The organism is Streptomyces sp. NPDC043878 (genome assembly GCF_056435735.1).
The window spans coordinates 110073-126264 of sequence record NZ_JBWKDW010000028.1 but is presented as its reverse complement, the minus strand read 5'-3'; the positions used below and the strand labels follow the sequence as shown (position 1 = coordinate 126264).

At 72.4% G+C, this 16192-nt stretch carries 9 protein-coding genes; 1 reads left to right on the top strand and 8 read right to left on the bottom strand.

Going from position 1 to position 16192, the window contains the following annotated elements; genetic code table 11:
- Positions 1 to 137: 137 nt before the first annotated feature.
- From AC07AZ_RS31580 to AC07AZ_RS31550, 7 genes are all read right to left on the bottom strand, one after another.
- Positions 138 to 851, bottom strand: coding sequence for a glycoside hydrolase family 12 protein (locus AC07AZ_RS31580; protein WP_478853791.1), 714 nt, complete (start codon positions 849 to 851; stop codon positions 138 to 140).
- A gap of 35 nt (positions 852 to 886) precedes the next feature.
- Entirely contained in the window at positions 887 to 3091 is a 2205-nt protein-coding gene (locus AC07AZ_RS31575) for a glycosyl hydrolase family 95 catalytic domain-containing protein (protein ID WP_478853789.1), read from the bottom strand.
- Entirely contained in the window at positions 3088 to 5055 is a 1968-nt protein-coding gene (locus AC07AZ_RS31570) for a beta-galactosidase (RefSeq protein WP_478853787.1), read from the bottom strand. Before AC07AZ_RS31570 ends, AC07AZ_RS31575 begins: the two co-directional genes overlap by 4 nt.
- Positions 5055 to 7262: a 1,4-beta-glucanase gene (locus AC07AZ_RS31565; protein WP_478853785.1), complete on the bottom strand. Its 2208-nt coding sequence runs from the start codon at positions 7260 to 7262 to the stop codon at positions 5055 to 5057. The genes AC07AZ_RS31570 and AC07AZ_RS31565 overlap by 1 nt, the downstream gene beginning before the upstream one ends.
- A 126-nt stretch (positions 7263 to 7388) precedes the next feature.
- Complete coding sequence (locus tag AC07AZ_RS31560; RefSeq protein WP_478853803.1) at positions 7389 to 8336, bottom strand: carbohydrate ABC transporter permease; 948 nt, start codon at positions 8334 to 8336, stop codon at positions 7389 to 7391.
- An 8-nt stretch (positions 8337 to 8344) separates the two neighbouring features.
- Entirely contained in the window at positions 8345 to 9379 is a 1035-nt protein-coding gene (locus AC07AZ_RS31555) for an ABC transporter permease (RefSeq protein WP_478853783.1), read from the bottom strand.
- A gap of 27 nt (positions 9380 to 9406) precedes the next feature.
- The gene (locus AC07AZ_RS31550; RefSeq protein WP_478853781.1) at positions 9407 to 11098 is read right to left on the bottom strand and encodes an extracellular solute-binding protein; all 1692 of its coding nucleotides are present in this window, start codon (positions 11096 to 11098) and stop codon (positions 9407 to 9409) included.
- A 419-nt stretch (positions 11099 to 11517) separates the two neighbouring features.
- Between AC07AZ_RS31550 and AC07AZ_RS31545 the strand changes: the two genes are divergently transcribed.
- The gene (locus AC07AZ_RS31545; protein ID WP_478853779.1) at positions 11518 to 14361 is read left to right on the top strand and encodes a glycoside hydrolase family 3 C-terminal domain-containing protein; all 2844 of its coding nucleotides are present in this window, start codon (positions 11518 to 11520) and stop codon (positions 14359 to 14361) included.
- A gap of 168 nt (positions 14362 to 14529) precedes the next feature.
- On the opposite strand, the gene AC07AZ_RS31540 is transcribed toward AC07AZ_RS31545, so the two are convergent.
- A complete protein-coding gene (locus AC07AZ_RS31540) occupies positions 14530 to 15975 on the bottom strand; it encodes an aldehyde dehydrogenase family protein (protein ID WP_478853777.1) in 1446 nt (481 codons plus the stop codon).
- Positions 15976 to 16192: the final 217 nt, after the last annotated feature.

Below are 16192 nucleotides of genomic sequence, written 5' to 3'. Positions count from 1 at the left end.
GGGGTGAACTATTCTTGGTGCCTCCTTTCTTTTTTCGTTGGGGGGGGGGGGGGGGGGGGGGGGGGGGGGGGAGGAGAGGGGGGGGGGGGGGGGGGGGGGGGGGGGGCCCCCCCCCCCCCCCCGCCCGGTGGGCCCGCTCAGCTGCTGCTGACCGTCAGGCTGTTGGTGGTGAAGTCCAGGCCGCCCGAGGACGAGGTGATCTCGTAGCCGAACTGCACGTCCCCGATGGTCTCGTTGCCGAACCAGCCCTTGGTGTCCTTGATCCACTTGAGGATGGGGAGGATGGCGACCGTGCCGGAGCTGGAGTTGGAGGTGCGGACGAACGAGAAGACCGCGTTGGCGCCGTTGTCGCCCTTGTACACGGTCCAGGTGTGGCCGCCGAGCGTCACGTTGCCCTGCGAGGTGCCGAGGGGGCCCACCGCCCCGGTCTTGTTGACCCAGAGCATGATCTCGTAGTCGTGGTCGGTGTCCCAGATGTCGTAGGACGTGTTGTACGCGCCGGCGGACGGGACGGTGACGTTGTAGCTGCTGGAGAGCGAACCGAGCGAGGTGATCGACTTGTTGACCACCTTCTTGGCGTTCGGGTAGGACTTGATGCCGCCGGTGTTGGGGTGGTTCGCCCAGACGCCCCAGTTGGTGCCGGAGTTCGCCCAGACGCACTGGCTGCCCGCGCCGGAGCCCCAGATGTCGTTGTAGAGCGTGTAGCCGTTCAGGCTGGTACTGCCCCACTGGTCGCAGGAGCTCCAGACGGCGGCCTGGGCGGGGGCGGAGGCCATGCCGACGGTGGCGCCGAGCGCGAGGGCGGGGGCGAGCAGGACCCTGGTGATCCTGCCGAGGGTGCGTGTTGCCATGGTGTCCCTTCCATGGGTGGGGGGAGATGCGGCTGCTACCACGTCCCCGCGGTGAGGACGTGGTCCTGTCCGGCGACGAGGTCGAGCGGCTGTCCGCCGGCGGAGGTCCGGAGTTCGACGCGGTGGGTGCGCGTGGGGCGGATCACCGCGGTGAGGTGGTGCGGGTTCCAGGTCAGGTCGAGCTCGGCCGCGAACCGGGTCCGGACGCCCCGGAGTTCGCCGGTGGGGAAGGAGGCCGGGAGCGCGGGCAGCAGGACCAGCCGGTCCGGCGTCGACTGCACGAGCATCTCGACGAGCACGGCGGGCAGGGCGTGGGCGGCGTCCGCGTTGTAGACGTCCCGTTTCGGGTAGTGCGCGCTCATCAGCGAGGCGTGGAAGAAGTCGCCCCCGAGGACCTGGCCGAGTGCGCGGGCGACCCGTTCCGCGTCCCGCAGCCGGGCCGCGACCAGGGCGTGGTGCAGGTGGCCGTGGGCCGAGTCGTTCTCGGCACCGCGCAGCTCCAGGGCCCGGTGGGCGGCGGCGGCCAGGTCCGGGGTGTCGTACGGGTTGATCTCGTCGAGCGGCCAGACGCCGTAGAGGTGGCTGAGGTGCCGGTGGTCGTAGGTGTCGTCGAGGCCGGGCCACGCCCATTCGGCGAGGGCTCCGTCGGCGTTGGTCCGGTGGGGCGGAAGGCGGTCGGCGAGGGTCTGCCAGCGGTCGGCGTCGGGGGTGCCGGGGTGGTAGGCGGCGGCGGTGCGCAGGGCGTGCCGGGCCGCGGACAGGTCCATGGCGGCGTTGAGGGTGCCCCAGCTCGCGTTCGCGGGCCGGTTCTCGGGCGAGTAGGAGGGCACCACGACGAGCTGCCCGTGCTCGTCGGTCCGGGTGAGGAAGTCCTCGTAGAACAGGGCGGCCTCGGCGAGCGCGGCGGCGGTGTGCGGGTCGCGGACGCCGCGTGTCTCGTCGTGGTCGGCGAGCGGTTTGAGCAGCCAGTCGGCGCCGGCGGTCCACAGCTGGTGGGGGTATTCGCGGGCGAAGTGGTAGGTGTACCCGCACTCGCCGTCGGTGTGGGTGGGGGCGACGACGCCCCGGGTACCGAAGACGGCACGGGCGTTCTCCCGCCAGTCGGGCAGCTGGCGCCGGACCAGGGCGGCGTGGGCCGCGCTGACCTCGGGCAGGGCGGCGGCAGCGGCGGAGGCGGTCTGGAGGTTGAGGTTGGCGTTGGTGGTGAAGGCGCCGGACCAGGCGGTGTTCCAGTCGCCGGTCCACAGGCCGGTGAGGCGGGGCGGGAGGAGGCCGGACGCGGAGAGCAGGTGGTAGCGGCCGGCGGCGAACAGTCGTTCGAGGAGGGCGGGGCTCGCGGTGTGCCGGAGCAGTGCGGAACCCGGGAGGGCGCGGTCGGCCGGGTCCCCGCCCAGGTCGAGTCTCACGCGCTCGTAGGCGGTCCGGTGCAGGGCGGTGTGGCGGTCCAGGAGGTGGCTGTACGGGTCCTCGTCGTCCGGGATCAGTGCGCGCAGGGCGCGGGCGTGGGGGGTGGTGTCCGGTTCGCCGGTGTGCCGCAGCACCCGGGTCAGCAGCAGCACCGACGCGGCACCGGCGACCCGCACCCCGCCGGGGGGATTGAGGTGCGTACGGCCGCCCGAGGCGACGACCACCGTCACCCCGGTGTAGGCGGTGTCACTGCCGGGGTAGCGGGCCCGCAGGGTGAGCACGGCGCCGTCGGCGGTGCGGACCGCCCCGTCGGCGACGGCCAGGCCCGCGGGCGCGCCGGGGAGACGGTGGTCCAGGGCGATGCGCAGGTCGGGGGCCGTGACGCGCTGGACGATCACGTCGTCGGCGCGGGAGACGAACACCCGGCTGCTCCACCCCTCGCACTCCGCGCCGGCGACGCCGGTGGCGAAGTCGACCCAGCGGCGGTAGCCGGGCGCCTGCTCCGTCCGGGGGCCGCGCAGCCGGACGTGGAAGGCCGGGTGGAAGGGCTGGACCCACTGGAGGTCCCGGCCGTCGGTGAAGTCCTCGGCGGCGTGCGGGTCCCCGGCGAGCAACCGGTCCTGAAGTGTGGTGAGCCGGGCGGCCAGTTCGGGCGGCCGGGCGTGTTCGCCGCCGTTGGGACGGACCAGGGTGTGGTGGGTGACGACGGTCCGCTCGTCGTCCGCGGCGCCGAAGACGAGGGCGCCGTGCCGGCCGTTGCCGCTGAGGAAGCCGTCCTCCCAGCGGGCGGCCGGCGCCGGCTCCCAGGTTCCGTGCACGGGTGCCGCGGTCATGGTGCGAGCACCGCCACCCCGTAGCGGCCCAGGGTGAGCGTGTCCTCGACGGCCGACCCGGTCAGCAGGTCGCGGTGGGCGCCGGGGACCTCCACGGTCACCGGTTCCCGGCCGTGGTTGAGGACGAAGAGCAGGTCGCCGCGGCGCACCGCCTCGACCCGGTCCGGCAGTCCGTCGAGCACCGGCCGGACCCCCGTGCCGGCGGCGACGCGGGCCAGCAGGTCACGCAGGGCGGCGGGTTCGGGGAGGGTCGAGAGGTACCAGGCGCGGCCGGTGCGCAGGACGGCGGGCAGTCCGTCCAGCTCCCCGCCCTTGTAGACGGCCTCCGCCGTGGCGTCCCCGGCCGGCTCCAGCTCCTCCGACCACAGGGTCCCGCGGAAGCCGCCGCACTCGACGCTCTCGCCCGACTCCAGCGGCCACCACTCGTGCAGGGTGCGGATGCCGAACAGCTCGCGCAGCCGGGCGTCCATGCCGCCGGGGCGGATCCGGTCGTCCTCGTCGGCGATCCCGGTCAGGAAGCCTGCGACGAGGGTGCCGCCACCGCGCACGTGTCCGAGGAGGTTGTCGACGGCCGCGTCGGTGAGGGCGTAGAGCTGAGGGACCACCACGAGCCGGTAGGCGGACAGGTCGTGCTCGGGGTGGGCGAAGTCGGTGGCGAGGTGGGCCTCCCAGAGCGCGCGGTGCCAGGAGCGCAGGACGTCGGGGTAGTCGACCCCGGTGGAGGGGCGGCCCTCCTGCGCTCCGGCCCACCAGGAGTGCCAGTCGTGCAGGACGGCGATCTCGGCCGGCGTGTGCGTACCGGCCACCGCGCCGCCGATCAGGGCGAGTTCGGCGCCGAGCCGCTTGACCTCCTGGAAGGTGCGGCCCCGCTCACCGGCGTGGCTGAGCATCCCGGAGTGGAACTTCTCCGCGCCCTGCCGGGACTGGCGCCACTGGAAGTAGCAGACGGCGTCCGCGCCGCGGGCCACGGCCTGGAGGGACCAGAGGCGGTTGAGGCCCCGCGGTTTGGGGTGGTTGACGCCCCGCCAGTTGACCGGCCCCGCCGCCTGCTCCATCAGCATCCAGGGGCCGCGGGCCTGCGAGCGGGTCATGTCCTGGACCAGCGCGCCGTGCTGGGCGCCGAACGGGTCGCGCGGGTCGGGGTAGAGGTCGACGGAGACGACGTCCTCCTCCCCCGCCCAGCGCCACGCGTCCTGGCCCATCCACAGCGGCATGAAGTTGCTGGTGACCGGGGTGTGCGGGGTGTGCCGGCGGACGATGTCGCGTTCGGCGGTGTAGCACTCCAGGAGCATGTCGGACGTGAAGCGCCTGAAGTCCAGCACCTGGGCGGGGTTCTTCATGTAGTGGGCGTGGCGGGGCGGGAGGATCTCCGCCCAGTCGCCGTAGCCCTGGCTCCAGAAGGCGGTGCCCCAGGCGGTGTTGAGGGCGTCCAGGGTGCCGTACCTGTGCCGCAGCCAGTCGCGGAAGCGGGCGGCGGCCTCGTCGCCCCAGTCGTAGGTGCAGTACTCGTTGTTGATGTGCCACATGGTGAGCGCGGGGTGGCCGGCGTAGCGGGCGGCGAGGTCCTCGGTGAGGGCGGCGGCGTGGTGGCGGTAGACGGCGCTGGAGTGCGAGAAGTGCTGGCGGCCGCCCCACCACTCGGTGCGGCCGTCCTCGTCGCGGGGCAGCGTGTCGGGGTGCAGCCGGCCCAGCCAGGGCGGGGGCGAGGCGGTGGGCGTGGCCAGCACGACGCCGATGCCGTTGGCGTGCGTCAGGTCCATCAGCCGGTCCAGCCAGCCGAAGTCCCGTTCGCCCGGCCGGGGTTCGATCCTGGCCCAGGAGAAGACGCCGAGGGTGACGGAGTTGACGCCGGCGTCCCGCATCAGGCGGACGTCCTCGTGCCAGGTCTCCTCCGGCCACTGCTCGGGGTTGTAGTCGCCGCCGAAGAGGACGCGGCCGCGGGTGGCGTCGCCGAGGTGGGGCATCAGACCGGCTCCCCGTACTGGATGCCGCGTCCGTTGGTGGCGAGGTAGACCCGGCCGTACAGGCGCGGGTCACCGGTGATCGCCTCGCCGGTCCAGCCCCACTGGTGGGCGTCGTCGTTGATCCGCACCCAGCTCTTGGCGATGTCGTCGGAACGGAGGACGGCGGGGCTCGTGCCCGTCGCACCGACCTGGTAGATCGCCGGGTAGCGCGCCCCGTGGGCCGCCCGGCCGAAGCCGAGGGTGTACGAGGCCCGGCAGCTGTCGGTCTTCGTGAAGCTCGCGCCCGCGTCGGTGGAGCGGTACAGGCCGTTCTCCTTGGCGCTCAGCCACAGGTCGCCGGATCTGCCCGGTGCCGCGGCGAGCTTGAACTGGCTGTCTCCGGACGGCAGTCCGGTCGCCCGCGCGGTGAAGGTCAGGCCGCCGTCGGTGCTGGCGAGCAGTGTTCCGGTGTCGGTGTCGTAGACGTGGAAGAGCGCCGGGTCGGCGGGGTCGGCCACCGGTGTCGCGCCCTTCGGGAAGGAGGGGACCTCGGACCAGGTGCGGCCGTTGTCCGTGGAGCGGTGGGCGGCGTACCGGGTGCCGTCCCAGTGCACGAACGACCACAGCAGCACGCTGCCGTCGGCGTTCACGGCGATCGGGCCCGGCGCGTCCGCGGCGATGGCGGGCTGGGCCTCGAAGGGCGCCCAGGTCCGCCCGCCGTCGAGGGAGAACGCCCCGTTCCCGTGGTCGCCCCAGCCCGCGCGCACGACGTACGCCGGCCGGAGCGCGGCCTGCGCGAGTCCCGTCGCCGACCCGGACACGGGGTTCGTGGCCATGCCGCGCGAGGGGGACGCGGTGAGCCGCTCGTGGTACATCACGCCGATGTCCCCGAGCCCGCTGATCAGGTGCGCCCTCCCGGCGGGCGGTGAGATCAACTGGCGTACGGCCGTTTCCTCCAGGCCGCGGATCTCGGGCGCCCAGTGCCTGAGGTCCCGGGTGCCGTAGAGGGTGGCGCCGGTGCCGTACACGACGTGCTTCGCGTCGTACGGGTCGACGGCGACCGTCTGGATCCACCAGCCGAACTTCGGCCTGTCCGCACCCCAGGCGAGGTACGGCGTCTCGGACACGTCGAGCACGGCGGTGTCCTTGAGGGAGGTCCAGGTGCGGCCGCCGTCGGTGGTGCGGAAGAGGGTGTCGCCGGCCGCCCAGCGGTTGTTGGTGGACACCACGACGGTGCCGGGGCGGCGGGCGTCGACGGCGGCGCCGCCGTACCCGAAGCCGTCGGTGCCCCCGTCGCCGGGGTTCGTCCCGCCCGGCCGCACCGGGGTGACGTCGGTCCATGTCCCGTCCGTGGTGCGCAGCTTGTGCACGCTGCCGTCGGACTGGCCGTTGGGGCCGGGCGCGTTCGCGTAGGTCAGGTAGAGCTCGCGGGTGTGGCGGTCGTACGCGGCCCGGACCGGGACCCGGGCGGACGGGCCGGAGGGCCCGCCGGGGACGGCCTCCCAGGTGGTGCCGTCGGCGGTGCGGTACAGGGTGGCCGAGGTGCCGTCGGAGTCGCCCCAGCCGGCGTAGAGGGTGCGGCCGGCGGCGACCAGGAGGGTGACGCCCTGGCCGGTGGCGGACGGTGTGGCCGGGAAGCCGGTCGCGGCCGTCCAGGTGGCGCCGCGGTCCGCCGACGTGAGGAGCCCGTCGTGCCGGGTGCCCAGCCACAGGGTGTCGCTGTCCCGCGGGTCCACCAGGAGCCGCTCCCCCGTACCCCGGCCGTCCTCGTTGGCGCCGAGCCTGACGGGCAGGTCGGTGCGGGCCCAGGTGGCGCCGCGGTCCGCGGACCGCAGGACGGCCCCGTTGCCGGCCCAGGACTGGGCGTAGGTGCCGAGCGCCAGGTACAGGCGGTCGGGGTGGGCCGGGTCGACGGCGAGCGCCTCGACGCCGAGCAGGTTCCAGTCGTCCCAGCCGAGGTGGTCGGTCAGCGGGGTCCAGCGGGCGGCCCGGTCGTCCCAGCGGTAGGCGCCGCCGATGTCGGTGCGGGCGTAGGCGAGCCCGCGCACCGCCGGGTGGAACAGGACGCCGGTGACGAATCCGGTGCCGCCGATGACGGCGGTACGCCAGCGGTAGGCGGTGTTCCCGGCCGCGTGGGCCGGGCTCTTCGGCACGGACACCGCGGCGAGTGCGGCGGTGGCCGCGGTCCCGGCGAGAACGGCGCGTCGGCTCAGGCGGGATGCGTGCATGCCACATACCTCGTTCTGCGAGAGGGGGTTGAGGGGACGTGTCAGGGGCGGGGGGACCACGCGACCGGTCACGACGGGACGGGCGGCCGGCGCCCCGTGGCGGCCCGGCCGTCCGCCGCCAGGGCGTCAGCCCTTGACCGCGCCCGTCAGCATGCCCTTCTTGAAGTGCTTCTGGACGAAGGGGGACAGCACGGCGACCGGAAGAAGGGCCATCACCATGACCGCCATCTGTATCGCCAGCCCCGACAACTGCCCGGTCCTGATGGCCTGGCTGAGCCCCACCGGCGCCTCCTGCCGCTGCACCAGCTGGATCATGACGTTCTGCAACGGCATCATGTCCTGGTCGTTCAGGTAGAGCGACGCGTTGAACCAGGCGCTCCAGTACCCGACGGCGTAGAACAACGTGATCACCGCGAGGACCGCCCGGGACAGCGGCATGACGATCTGCCAGAGAACCCGGAAGTCCCCGGCGCCGTCGATGCGCGCGGCGTCGATGAGTTCCTGCGAGATGCTCATGAAGAAGCCGCGCAGCACCAGGATGTTGAAGACGCTCAGCGCGCTCGGCAGGATCAGCGCGAGATAGCTGTCCGTCAGCCCGAGGGACTGCACCAGCAGGTAGGTGGGGATGAGGCCGGCACTGAAGAACATGGTCGCCAGCAGCACCATCAGGATCCAGCGGTGGGCGAGGGATCCGCTTCGGGAGAGGCCGTAGGCGCACAGGACGGACACCGCCATCGAGAACAGCGTGCCGAACAGGGTGACGAGGAGGCTGACGACCGTGGCCCGGGTGACCTGACCGCCGCTGAGCAGCTCCCTGTAGGCGATGAAGGTGATGCCCTTGGGCACCATCACCAGGCCGCCCGCCTCGTCGATGGTCTTCCGCGAGGACAGGCTGGTGACGATGACGATCCACAGCGGGAAGACGACCGCCAGGCAGGCGAACGACAGGGCGATGCCCTTGCCCGCGAGGCCGGCCTTCGAGGGCTCTTCCTCCCACGCCGGGCGCGGAGGCGCGGCCCACCAGCGGGGCGCCTTCCGCTGTACCGGCTCGGAGTCCTGGCGCGGCTCCCACATCACGGACGTCACTTCTTGTACACCCCCTGCTCGCCCATGAGATGGGCCACCTTGTTCGCGGCGAGGACCAGTCCGATGCTGACCACGCCCTTGATGAGACCGGCGGCGGCCGCGTAGCCGAAGTCCTGGTTGCGCACGCCGTTCCACCACACGAAGGTGTCGAGGACCTCCCCCGCGCCCGTTCCGACACCGTCGCGTTGCAGCAGGATCTGTTCGAACCCGACGGTCAGTGCGTCCCCGACGCGCAGTACGAGGAGGAGGGCGATCACCGGGCGCAGGGCGGGAAGCGTGACGTGCCACATGCGCCGCCAGCGTCCGGCGCCGTCCATGGCGGCGGCCTCGTACATGTCCGTGGGCACCGAGGCCAGCGCGGCGAGGAAGACGATGATCCCCCACCCGGCGTCCTTCCACACGCTCTGCGCGGTGATCAGGAAGGCGAAGGTGTCCGGGTTGGTCATGATGTCGAGGCCGTCGTACCCGTTCTGCCGCAGCAGCTGGGAGAGCATCCCCGCGCCGCCGAACATCTGCTGGAAGACGGCGATGACCAGCACCCATGAGAAGAAGTGCGGCAGGTAGAGAACCGCCTGCGCGACCGCCCTGACCCGGGGCCGGACCACGCTGTTGATGAGCAGCGCGAGCAGGACCGGGATCGGGAAGAACAGCACGAGCTGGATGACGAACAGCACCAGTGTGTTCTGGACCGCGTTCCAGAAGGCCGAGTCCTCGAAGATCCGCTGGAAGTTCTCCAGGCCCACGAAGGGGCTGTGCAGCATGGAGACGATGCCGTTGTCGCTGACGTAGGGGTCGTAGTCCTGGAAGGCGACGACGTTGCCGAGGATCGGCAGGTAGTTGAAGACCAGGACCAGCAGGACGGCCGGCAGCGTCATGAGGATCAGGACGCGGTCGCGTCTGAACCTGAGCCGCGGGCTCAGCTTGCCCGTGCCCTGTTCCTTCCGCGCGCCGGCGACGTCGACGGACGCCGCCGGGGTCTTCACCGGTGTGCCGGCCTCGGCAGCGCTCCGAGGCACCGTGCTGTGGGACACGGCTGTTCTCCTCGCCTCGAAGCCCGGTCAGCTCGCCGCCGTGCCGTTCTCGTCGAGAAGCTTCTTGTACCAGTCGCGCAGCCTGTCGCCACCCTTGCTCTTCCAGTCGGAGACGGCCTGCTGCATGTCGCTCATCTTCTTGTGGCCGCGGATGATGTCGTCCTCGAGTTGCTCGAAGTCGTTGGCGAGGTTGGTGTAGCGGGAGGGTTCGGTGATCTGCAGGCCCCAGAAGGACGACTTCCTGGTGAAGGCACCCATCCGCTGTTCCCACTCGACGCTTTCCCTGGTGACGTCAGGGAGGTCGGGGTGGGCGATGGTCGGGGCGGGGCTCGCCACCATGACGTAGGCGTTGAGGACCTCGTTGTTGCCCTTGTCGTTCTTGACCGGGACGCCGTCCTTGAGCGTGTAGTGCGTGCCCTGGACGCCGTAGTTGGTCATCATCCACTCCTTGGTGCCGTACGGCGCCGCGGTGACGTTGGCGACGGCCAGCACGTCGCGGATGACGGACTCGGAGGCCTTCTTGCTGACGAAGGCGAAGATGCCGGCCGGGTTCTGTGCGTACAGCGTCGGGGCACCGCCGTCGTGGTTCCAGATGTCCATGCCCCAGACCTTGAAGCCGGGGTTCTGGGTGGCCTGGGACGCCTGCTGGCCATACCAGTTGACGAGGTTGTTGTTCCAGATCAGGAACTCGCCGGCGGCGAACTTGGGGGCCGGGTCGACGGACTGGCTCTTGCCCAGCTTGAAGTCGGGGTGGACGACCCCGGCGGCGAACAGCTTGCGCGTCCACTCCAGGGCTTCCAGGTACTCCGGGGTCTCGATGCGGTTGATCAGCTTGCCGTCGACCAGGTTCCACCAGAGCGGCTTCTCCCCGCCCCCGAGGACGCCGAAGGTGTTCATCGCGGTCCACTTCATGTCACCGCAGGCCCACACCTTGGCCCGGGCGTTGGTGATGTCCTTGCACAGGGCCATGAACTCCTCGGCGGACCGCGGGACCTCGTAGCCCTCCTTGTCGAAGATGTCCCTGCGGTACAGGGGCACGATGTTCTGGATGGACGAGGCGGGCATCGGCAGACCCATCAGCTTGCCGCCGAAGATGGAGCGCTGCCAGGCGTCGGTGGGGATCGCCGCGAGGTTGGGGTAGTCCTTGACCTTGTCGCCGGACAGGTACGGGCCGAGGTCGGCCATCTTGCCGGCGATGGCGCTGGGTATCTTGCCCATCATGTTCCAGCCGGGGACGACGACCACGTCCGGGACGTCACTGGAGGCGAGGACCGCGCCGAGCTTCTGGTCGTAGGTGTTGCCGTCCTGGTTCCGCCACTGGACGTCGACGCCGATCAGGTCGTTCATCGACGTGTAGTAGGGGTTGTTCCCCTTCGGCGGTGAGCCCCAGAACGGCGACATCACGGTCACCTTGCCGCCCTTGCCGAGCTTCTTCGACACCGACGTCTTGAGCGTGGCGATGTCGAGTTTTGCGGTGAAGCCCATCGACGAACCGTTCTTGGACGGGATGTCCGGCGTCACCACGTTGCTCGCCACATAGGCCGGGAGGATCTTCTTCGCGTCCTTGCCCGACGTGGTGCCCTCCCGCGAGCCGCTCTCCGAACCGCCGCAGGCGGCGAGCAGCGGCATCCCGCCCGCGACCGCCGCGGCGGCGACCGCCGTCGAGGCGAGGAAGCTTCTCCGGCTGGGAGCGGAGGAGGAAGCGGCGTTCGGCGTCATTGCGTCAACCCTTCGTGGCGCACCAGGACACCCGGCGGTGGGCCGTCGGCTGCGGTGTCTTCAGTGGAACTGGCTGAGCCGAAGCGGATCTCCGGCGCGTTCCGGGGAGGCCGGGGAACGCCGAGGAACGGCGGGCCGTGTCGATGGATGCGCACGTCCCGGTGGCGGCCCTCGCGTCGAAGCGCTTCGATGTTGCTGCGAGGTTAAGTGAACGCCTGGGGGTGCACAAGGGTCACTTCCAAGATTCCTCGCGGCCGCGCACGGAGGTGCGGTGATTCCAACGGGCTCATATGCCGCTTGAAATGTCGCCGGAGAGTTGGACGTGTTGCCCTGGGGCGTCTTGACACCCGGCCCCGCTTCGACTGAGCATCGAAGCGCTTCGAAAGCGCCGCGTCGCTCCACAGCAAAGGGAACCCCACGTGACCGCACCCACGCCGCCCCTCCCGCCCTTCCGCGACCCGGACCTGCCGTTCGCGAAGCGCGTCGACGACCTGCTGTCGCGCCTCACCCTCGACGAGAAGACCGGTTTCCTGCACCAGTTCGTGCCCGCCGTCGAACGGCTCGGCATCGCCGCGTTCCGCACCGGCCAGGAGGCGCTGCACGGTGTCGCGTGGATGGGCCCGGCGACGGTGTTCCCGCAGGCGGTCGGTCTCGGCGCCACCTGGAACACCGGCCTGGTCCGGCGGGTCGGCGAGGCGGTGTCCCGGGAGGTGCGGGCGATGCGCGCCCACGACGACCGGGTGGGGCTCAACGTCTGGGCCCCGACGGTCAACCTGCTCCGCCACCCCCTGTGGGGGCGCAACGAGGAGGGCTACTCGGAGGACCCGAAGCTGACCTCGGCCATCGCCACCGCGTACACCCGGGGCCTGCGCGGCGACCATCCGGCGTACTGGCGCACGGCCCCCGTCCTCAAGCACTGGCTCGCGCACAACAACGAGACGGGCCGGGACGTCACCTCGTCGTCGGTGCGTGCGCGGGTCCTGCACGAGTACGACCTGCGGGCCTTCCGGGAGACCGTCGAGGCGGGCGCGGTGGCCGGTGTGATGCCGGCGTACAACCTGGTCAACGGCCGCCCCAACCACGTCTCCCCGTATCTGCGCGAGCAGTTGCGCACCTGGACGGAGGAGGAGCTGCTGGTCTGCTCGGACGCCGGGGCGCCCTCCAACCTGGTCGACTCCGAGCACTACTTCGACACCCACGAGGAGGCGACGGCGGCCGCCCTGCTGGCCGGCGTCGACAGCTTCACCGACCACGGGACGGACAGCTCCCGGATCGTCGGCCGGGTCCGGCGGGCCCTCGACCGGGGCCTGCTGACGGAGGCCGACATCGACACGGCGGTCCGCCGCCAGCTGTCGGTGCGGTTGCGTCTCGGCGAGTTCGACCCGCGGCACGACCCGCACCCCGCGGACGCCGCCTTCGACACCCCGGAGCACCGCGCCCTCGCCCAGGAGGCCGCGGAACAGGCGGTGGTCCTGCTGAAGAACGACGGGCTGCTCCCGCTGGCCCCGGACACCCGCCTCGCGGTGGTGGGCCTGCTCGCCGACGAGTGCAAGCTCGACTGGTACAGCGGCACGCTCATCCACCGCTCCACCCCGCTGGAGGGCGTGTACGAGCGGTTCGGCGCCCAGCGCGTCGAGTTCGCGGAGGGCGTGGACCGGGTGCTGCTGCGCACCTCGGCCGGCACCTTCCTGCGGGTGCCGCCCGCCGGCGCGGAGGACGAGAGGCGCGGCGCGGAGGGCGCCCTGGACCCGGCGCTGCTGGCGGGCCGCACCGACCTGCCGCCGCTCACCGCCGGCGCCGAGGGCACCGAGCTGGCGCTCGTCGACTGGGGCGGGGGCGTCCTGACCTTCCGCGCCCCCGACGGCCGCTATCTCTCGGTCGCCGGGGACGGCCGGGTACGCGCCTCCGCCGACCAGCCCGGAGGCTGGGTCGTCCAGGAGACGTTCCGCCTGGAACCCCACGGGGACGGTCACCTCCTGCGGCACCTCGGTACGGGTCGTCACGTGTGCGTCGCCGCGGACGGCGTGAAGGTTGCCGGGGAGGACGGCGGGAGTCCGGAGGTCTTCGAGCTCGTGGTCACCGAACGCGGCGAGGACGCGGTGCGCCGGGTCGCCGCGGAGGCCGACGCGGTGCTGGTGGTCGCGGGCAACGACCCGCACATCGACGGCCGCGAGACCGAGGACCGCAGGACCCTGCGCCTGCCCGCCCAGCAGGAACGCCTGCTGCGCGCCGCCCGGACCGCGAACCCGGCCACGGTGCTGGCGCTGACCTCCGCCTACCCGTACGCCGTCGACCCCGCCGACCTGCCGGCGGTGCTGTGGACCGCGCACGGCGGACAGGCGGCCGGCACCGCGCTGGCCCGGGTCCTGGCCGGCGACGTCTCCCCGGCCGGCCGCCTCCCGCAGACCTGGTACGTCGGCGACGGCGATCTGCCCGACCTCCTGGACTACGACGTGATCGGCGGCCGGCAGACCTACCTGTACTTCGAGGGCACCCCGCTGTTCCCGTTCGGGCACGGGCTGTCGTACGCCTCCTTCTCCTACGACGGACTGACGGTCCGGGCCGCGGAAGGCGCGCTGCGGGTCTCCTTCACGGTCACCAACACCGGCGAGGTCTCCGCCGACGAGGTCGCCCAGCTCTACACCCGCGCCGTCGACCCGTCGGTGCCGCGCCCGCGCCGCGAGCTGGCCGGACACCGCCGGGTCACCCTCCGGCCGGGCGAGCGGGCCGAGCTGTCCTTCGACGTCCCGTTGACGGCGCTGGAGTTCTGGGACGTCGCGGCGGGCCGGTGGCGGCTGGAGCCGGGCCGCTACGAGGTGCTGGCCGGCGCCTCGAGCCAGGACGTCCGGCTGCGGGCGACCGTCGGCCTCGACGGTGAGCCCGGCGCGCCGCGGCCCGTGCGCGAAAACGGCCTGGACGCGGCCGGCTTCGACGAGCAGAGCGGCACCCGGATCGTCGACCGGACGCGGACGACCGGGGACGCGATCACCACCGCGGACGGCAACGCCGGTGAACTGCTCTACCGCGCCTGCGACTTCGGGGACGGTGTCACCGAGGTGACGGTCACCGTGGCCGGCGAGGGCAGCGTCGAGGTCGCGGTGGACGGCGGCCCGGCGCCGGCCGCGCTGACGCCGGACGGACCCGCCTCCGGGCCGTACGACTACCGCGCGCTCACCGCCCCGCTCACCGCCGGCGGGGTGCGCGACGTGCGGATCAGGCTGCGCGGCCCGCTGCGGCTCGCGCACGTCGGCTTCTCCGGCTGAGGGGCCGCGCACGTCGGCTTCTCCGGCCGAGGGACCGGGGACGTCGGCTTCTCCGGCCGAGGGGCCGCGCACGTCGGCTTCTCCGGCTGAGGGTCCGGGGACGTCCGGCGCACGGAAGGGGCCCGGCACCGAACGGCATCGGTGCCGGGCCCCGGTCGGAAACCGTGGCTACAGGGCGAGGCCCGTGAGCACGAGCACCCGCTCGTAGGTGTAGTCCTCCATCGCGAACCGCACGCCCTCGCGGCCCACACCGGACTGCTTCACACCGCCGTACGGCATCTGGTCGGCGCGGTAGGAGGGCACGTCGCCGATGACGACACCGCCGACCTCCAGGGCCCGGTGGGCACGGAAGGCGGTCTGCAGGTCGTGCGTGAACACGCCCGCCTGGAGGCCGTACTTGGAGTCGTTGACGGCGGCGAAGGCAGCCGTCTCGCCCTCCGCCCTCTGCACGGTGAGGACCGGCCCGAAGACCTCCTCGCAGGAGAGCGTGACCTCGGCCGGTACGCCGGTGAGGACGGTCGGTGCGTAGGAGGCGCCGTCCCGCACGCCGCCGGTGAGGAGTTCGGCGCCCGCGTCGACCGCCTCCCGCACCCACGCCTCGACCCGCACCGCCGCGTCCTCGCTGACCAGCGGGCCGACGTCCGTCTTGTCGTCGGACGGGTCGCCGGTGACCTGGGCCTCCACGGCGGCCACGACGCGCGGCAGCAGACGGTCGTACACCGCCGCGTCCGCGATCACCCGCTGCACGGAGATGCAGGACTGGCCGCCCTGGTAGTTGGAGAAGGTGGCGATGCGGGTCGCGGCCCGGTCGAGGTCCTCGTCGCTCGCCCAGTCGGCCAGCACGACGGCCGCGCCGTTGCCGCCCAGCTCCAGGGTGCAGTGCTTGCGCGGCACCGAGTCCATGATCGCGTAGCCGACCTTCTCGGACCCGGTGAACGAGATGACCGGCAGCCGCTCGTCCTGGACCAGCGCGGGCATCCGGTCGTTGGGCACCGGGAGGATGCTCCACGCACCGGCCGGGAGGTCCGTCTCGGCGAGCAGCTCACCGATGACCAGCCCCGACAGCGGGGTGGCGGGCGCCGGCTTCAGGATGATCGGCGCGCCGGCCGCGATGGCCGGGGCGATCTTGTGGGCGCACAGGTTGAGCGGGAAGTTGAACGGCGCGATACCGAGGACGACGCCCTTGGGGAAGCGGCGGGTGAGGGCGAGCCGGCCCTGTCCGCCGAGGTCGGTGTCCAGGCGCTGGGCCTCGCCGCCGTTGAACCGGCGGGCCTCCTCGGCGGCGAACCGGAACACCGAGACCGCCCGGCCGACCTCGCCGCGGGCCCACTTGACCGGCTTGCCGTTCTCGGCGGAGATGAGCTGCGCGATCTCCTCGGTGCGCTCGGCCAGACGCCTGCTGACGTGGTCGAGGGCGGCGGCACGGACGTGGGCCGGGGTGGCGGCGAACTCCTCGCGGACCGCGTACGCGGCGGCCACGGCCTCCTCGGTCTGGGCGTCGGTCGGCACGGCGACCTTCGCGACGAGACGGCCGTCCCACGGGGAGGTGACGTCGAAGGTGTCCTCGCCCGTGGCCTGGCGGCCGGCGAGCCAGAAGGCGTGGGTGGAAGTCATGGGGTTCCGGCCCTTCCGCGATGGGGGTGGTCGTGTGCTGTCGGATCCACGGTAGGTGGGGGGTGGGGGTGGGGCGTATGTCCGGGGCGTAGTAGTCGGGGTGGGGGGTGTGCCGGAATGGCGGGGTGGGGTGGGGGGCCGGGTGGGTGCGGGGCTGTGGAGTGGGGGGGCACCCCCGCCGCCCTTCCCGCCCCTGGGGCTGCCGCCCCAGACTCCC

Coding starts and splice junctions, on each gene's coding strand:
- AC07AZ_RS31570 (WP_478853787.1), bottom strand. CDS start 5,055: ATGCCCCACCTCGGCGACGCCACCCGCGGCCGCGTCCTCTTCGGCGGC.
- AC07AZ_RS31540 (WP_478853777.1), bottom strand. CDS start 15,975: ATGACTTCCACCCACGCCTTCTGGCTCGCCGGCCGCCAGGCCACGGGC.
- AC07AZ_RS31565 (WP_478853785.1), bottom strand. CDS start 7,262: ATGCACGCATCCCGCCTGAGCCGACGCGCCGTTCTCGCCGGGACCGCG.
- AC07AZ_RS31575 (WP_478853789.1), bottom strand. CDS start 3,091: ATGACCGCGGCACCCGTGCACGGAACCTGGGAGCCGGCGCCGGCCGCC.
- AC07AZ_RS31560 (WP_478853803.1), bottom strand. CDS start 8,336: ATGTGGGAGCCGCGCCAGGACTCCGAGCCGGTACAGCGGAAGGCGCCC.
- AC07AZ_RS31550 (WP_478853781.1), bottom strand. CDS start 11,098: ATGACGCCGAACGCCGCTTCCTCCTCCGCTCCCAGCCGGAGAAGCTTC.
- AC07AZ_RS31580 (WP_478853791.1), bottom strand. CDS start 851: ATGGCAACACGCACCCTCGGCAGGATCACCAGGGTCCTGCTCGCCCCC.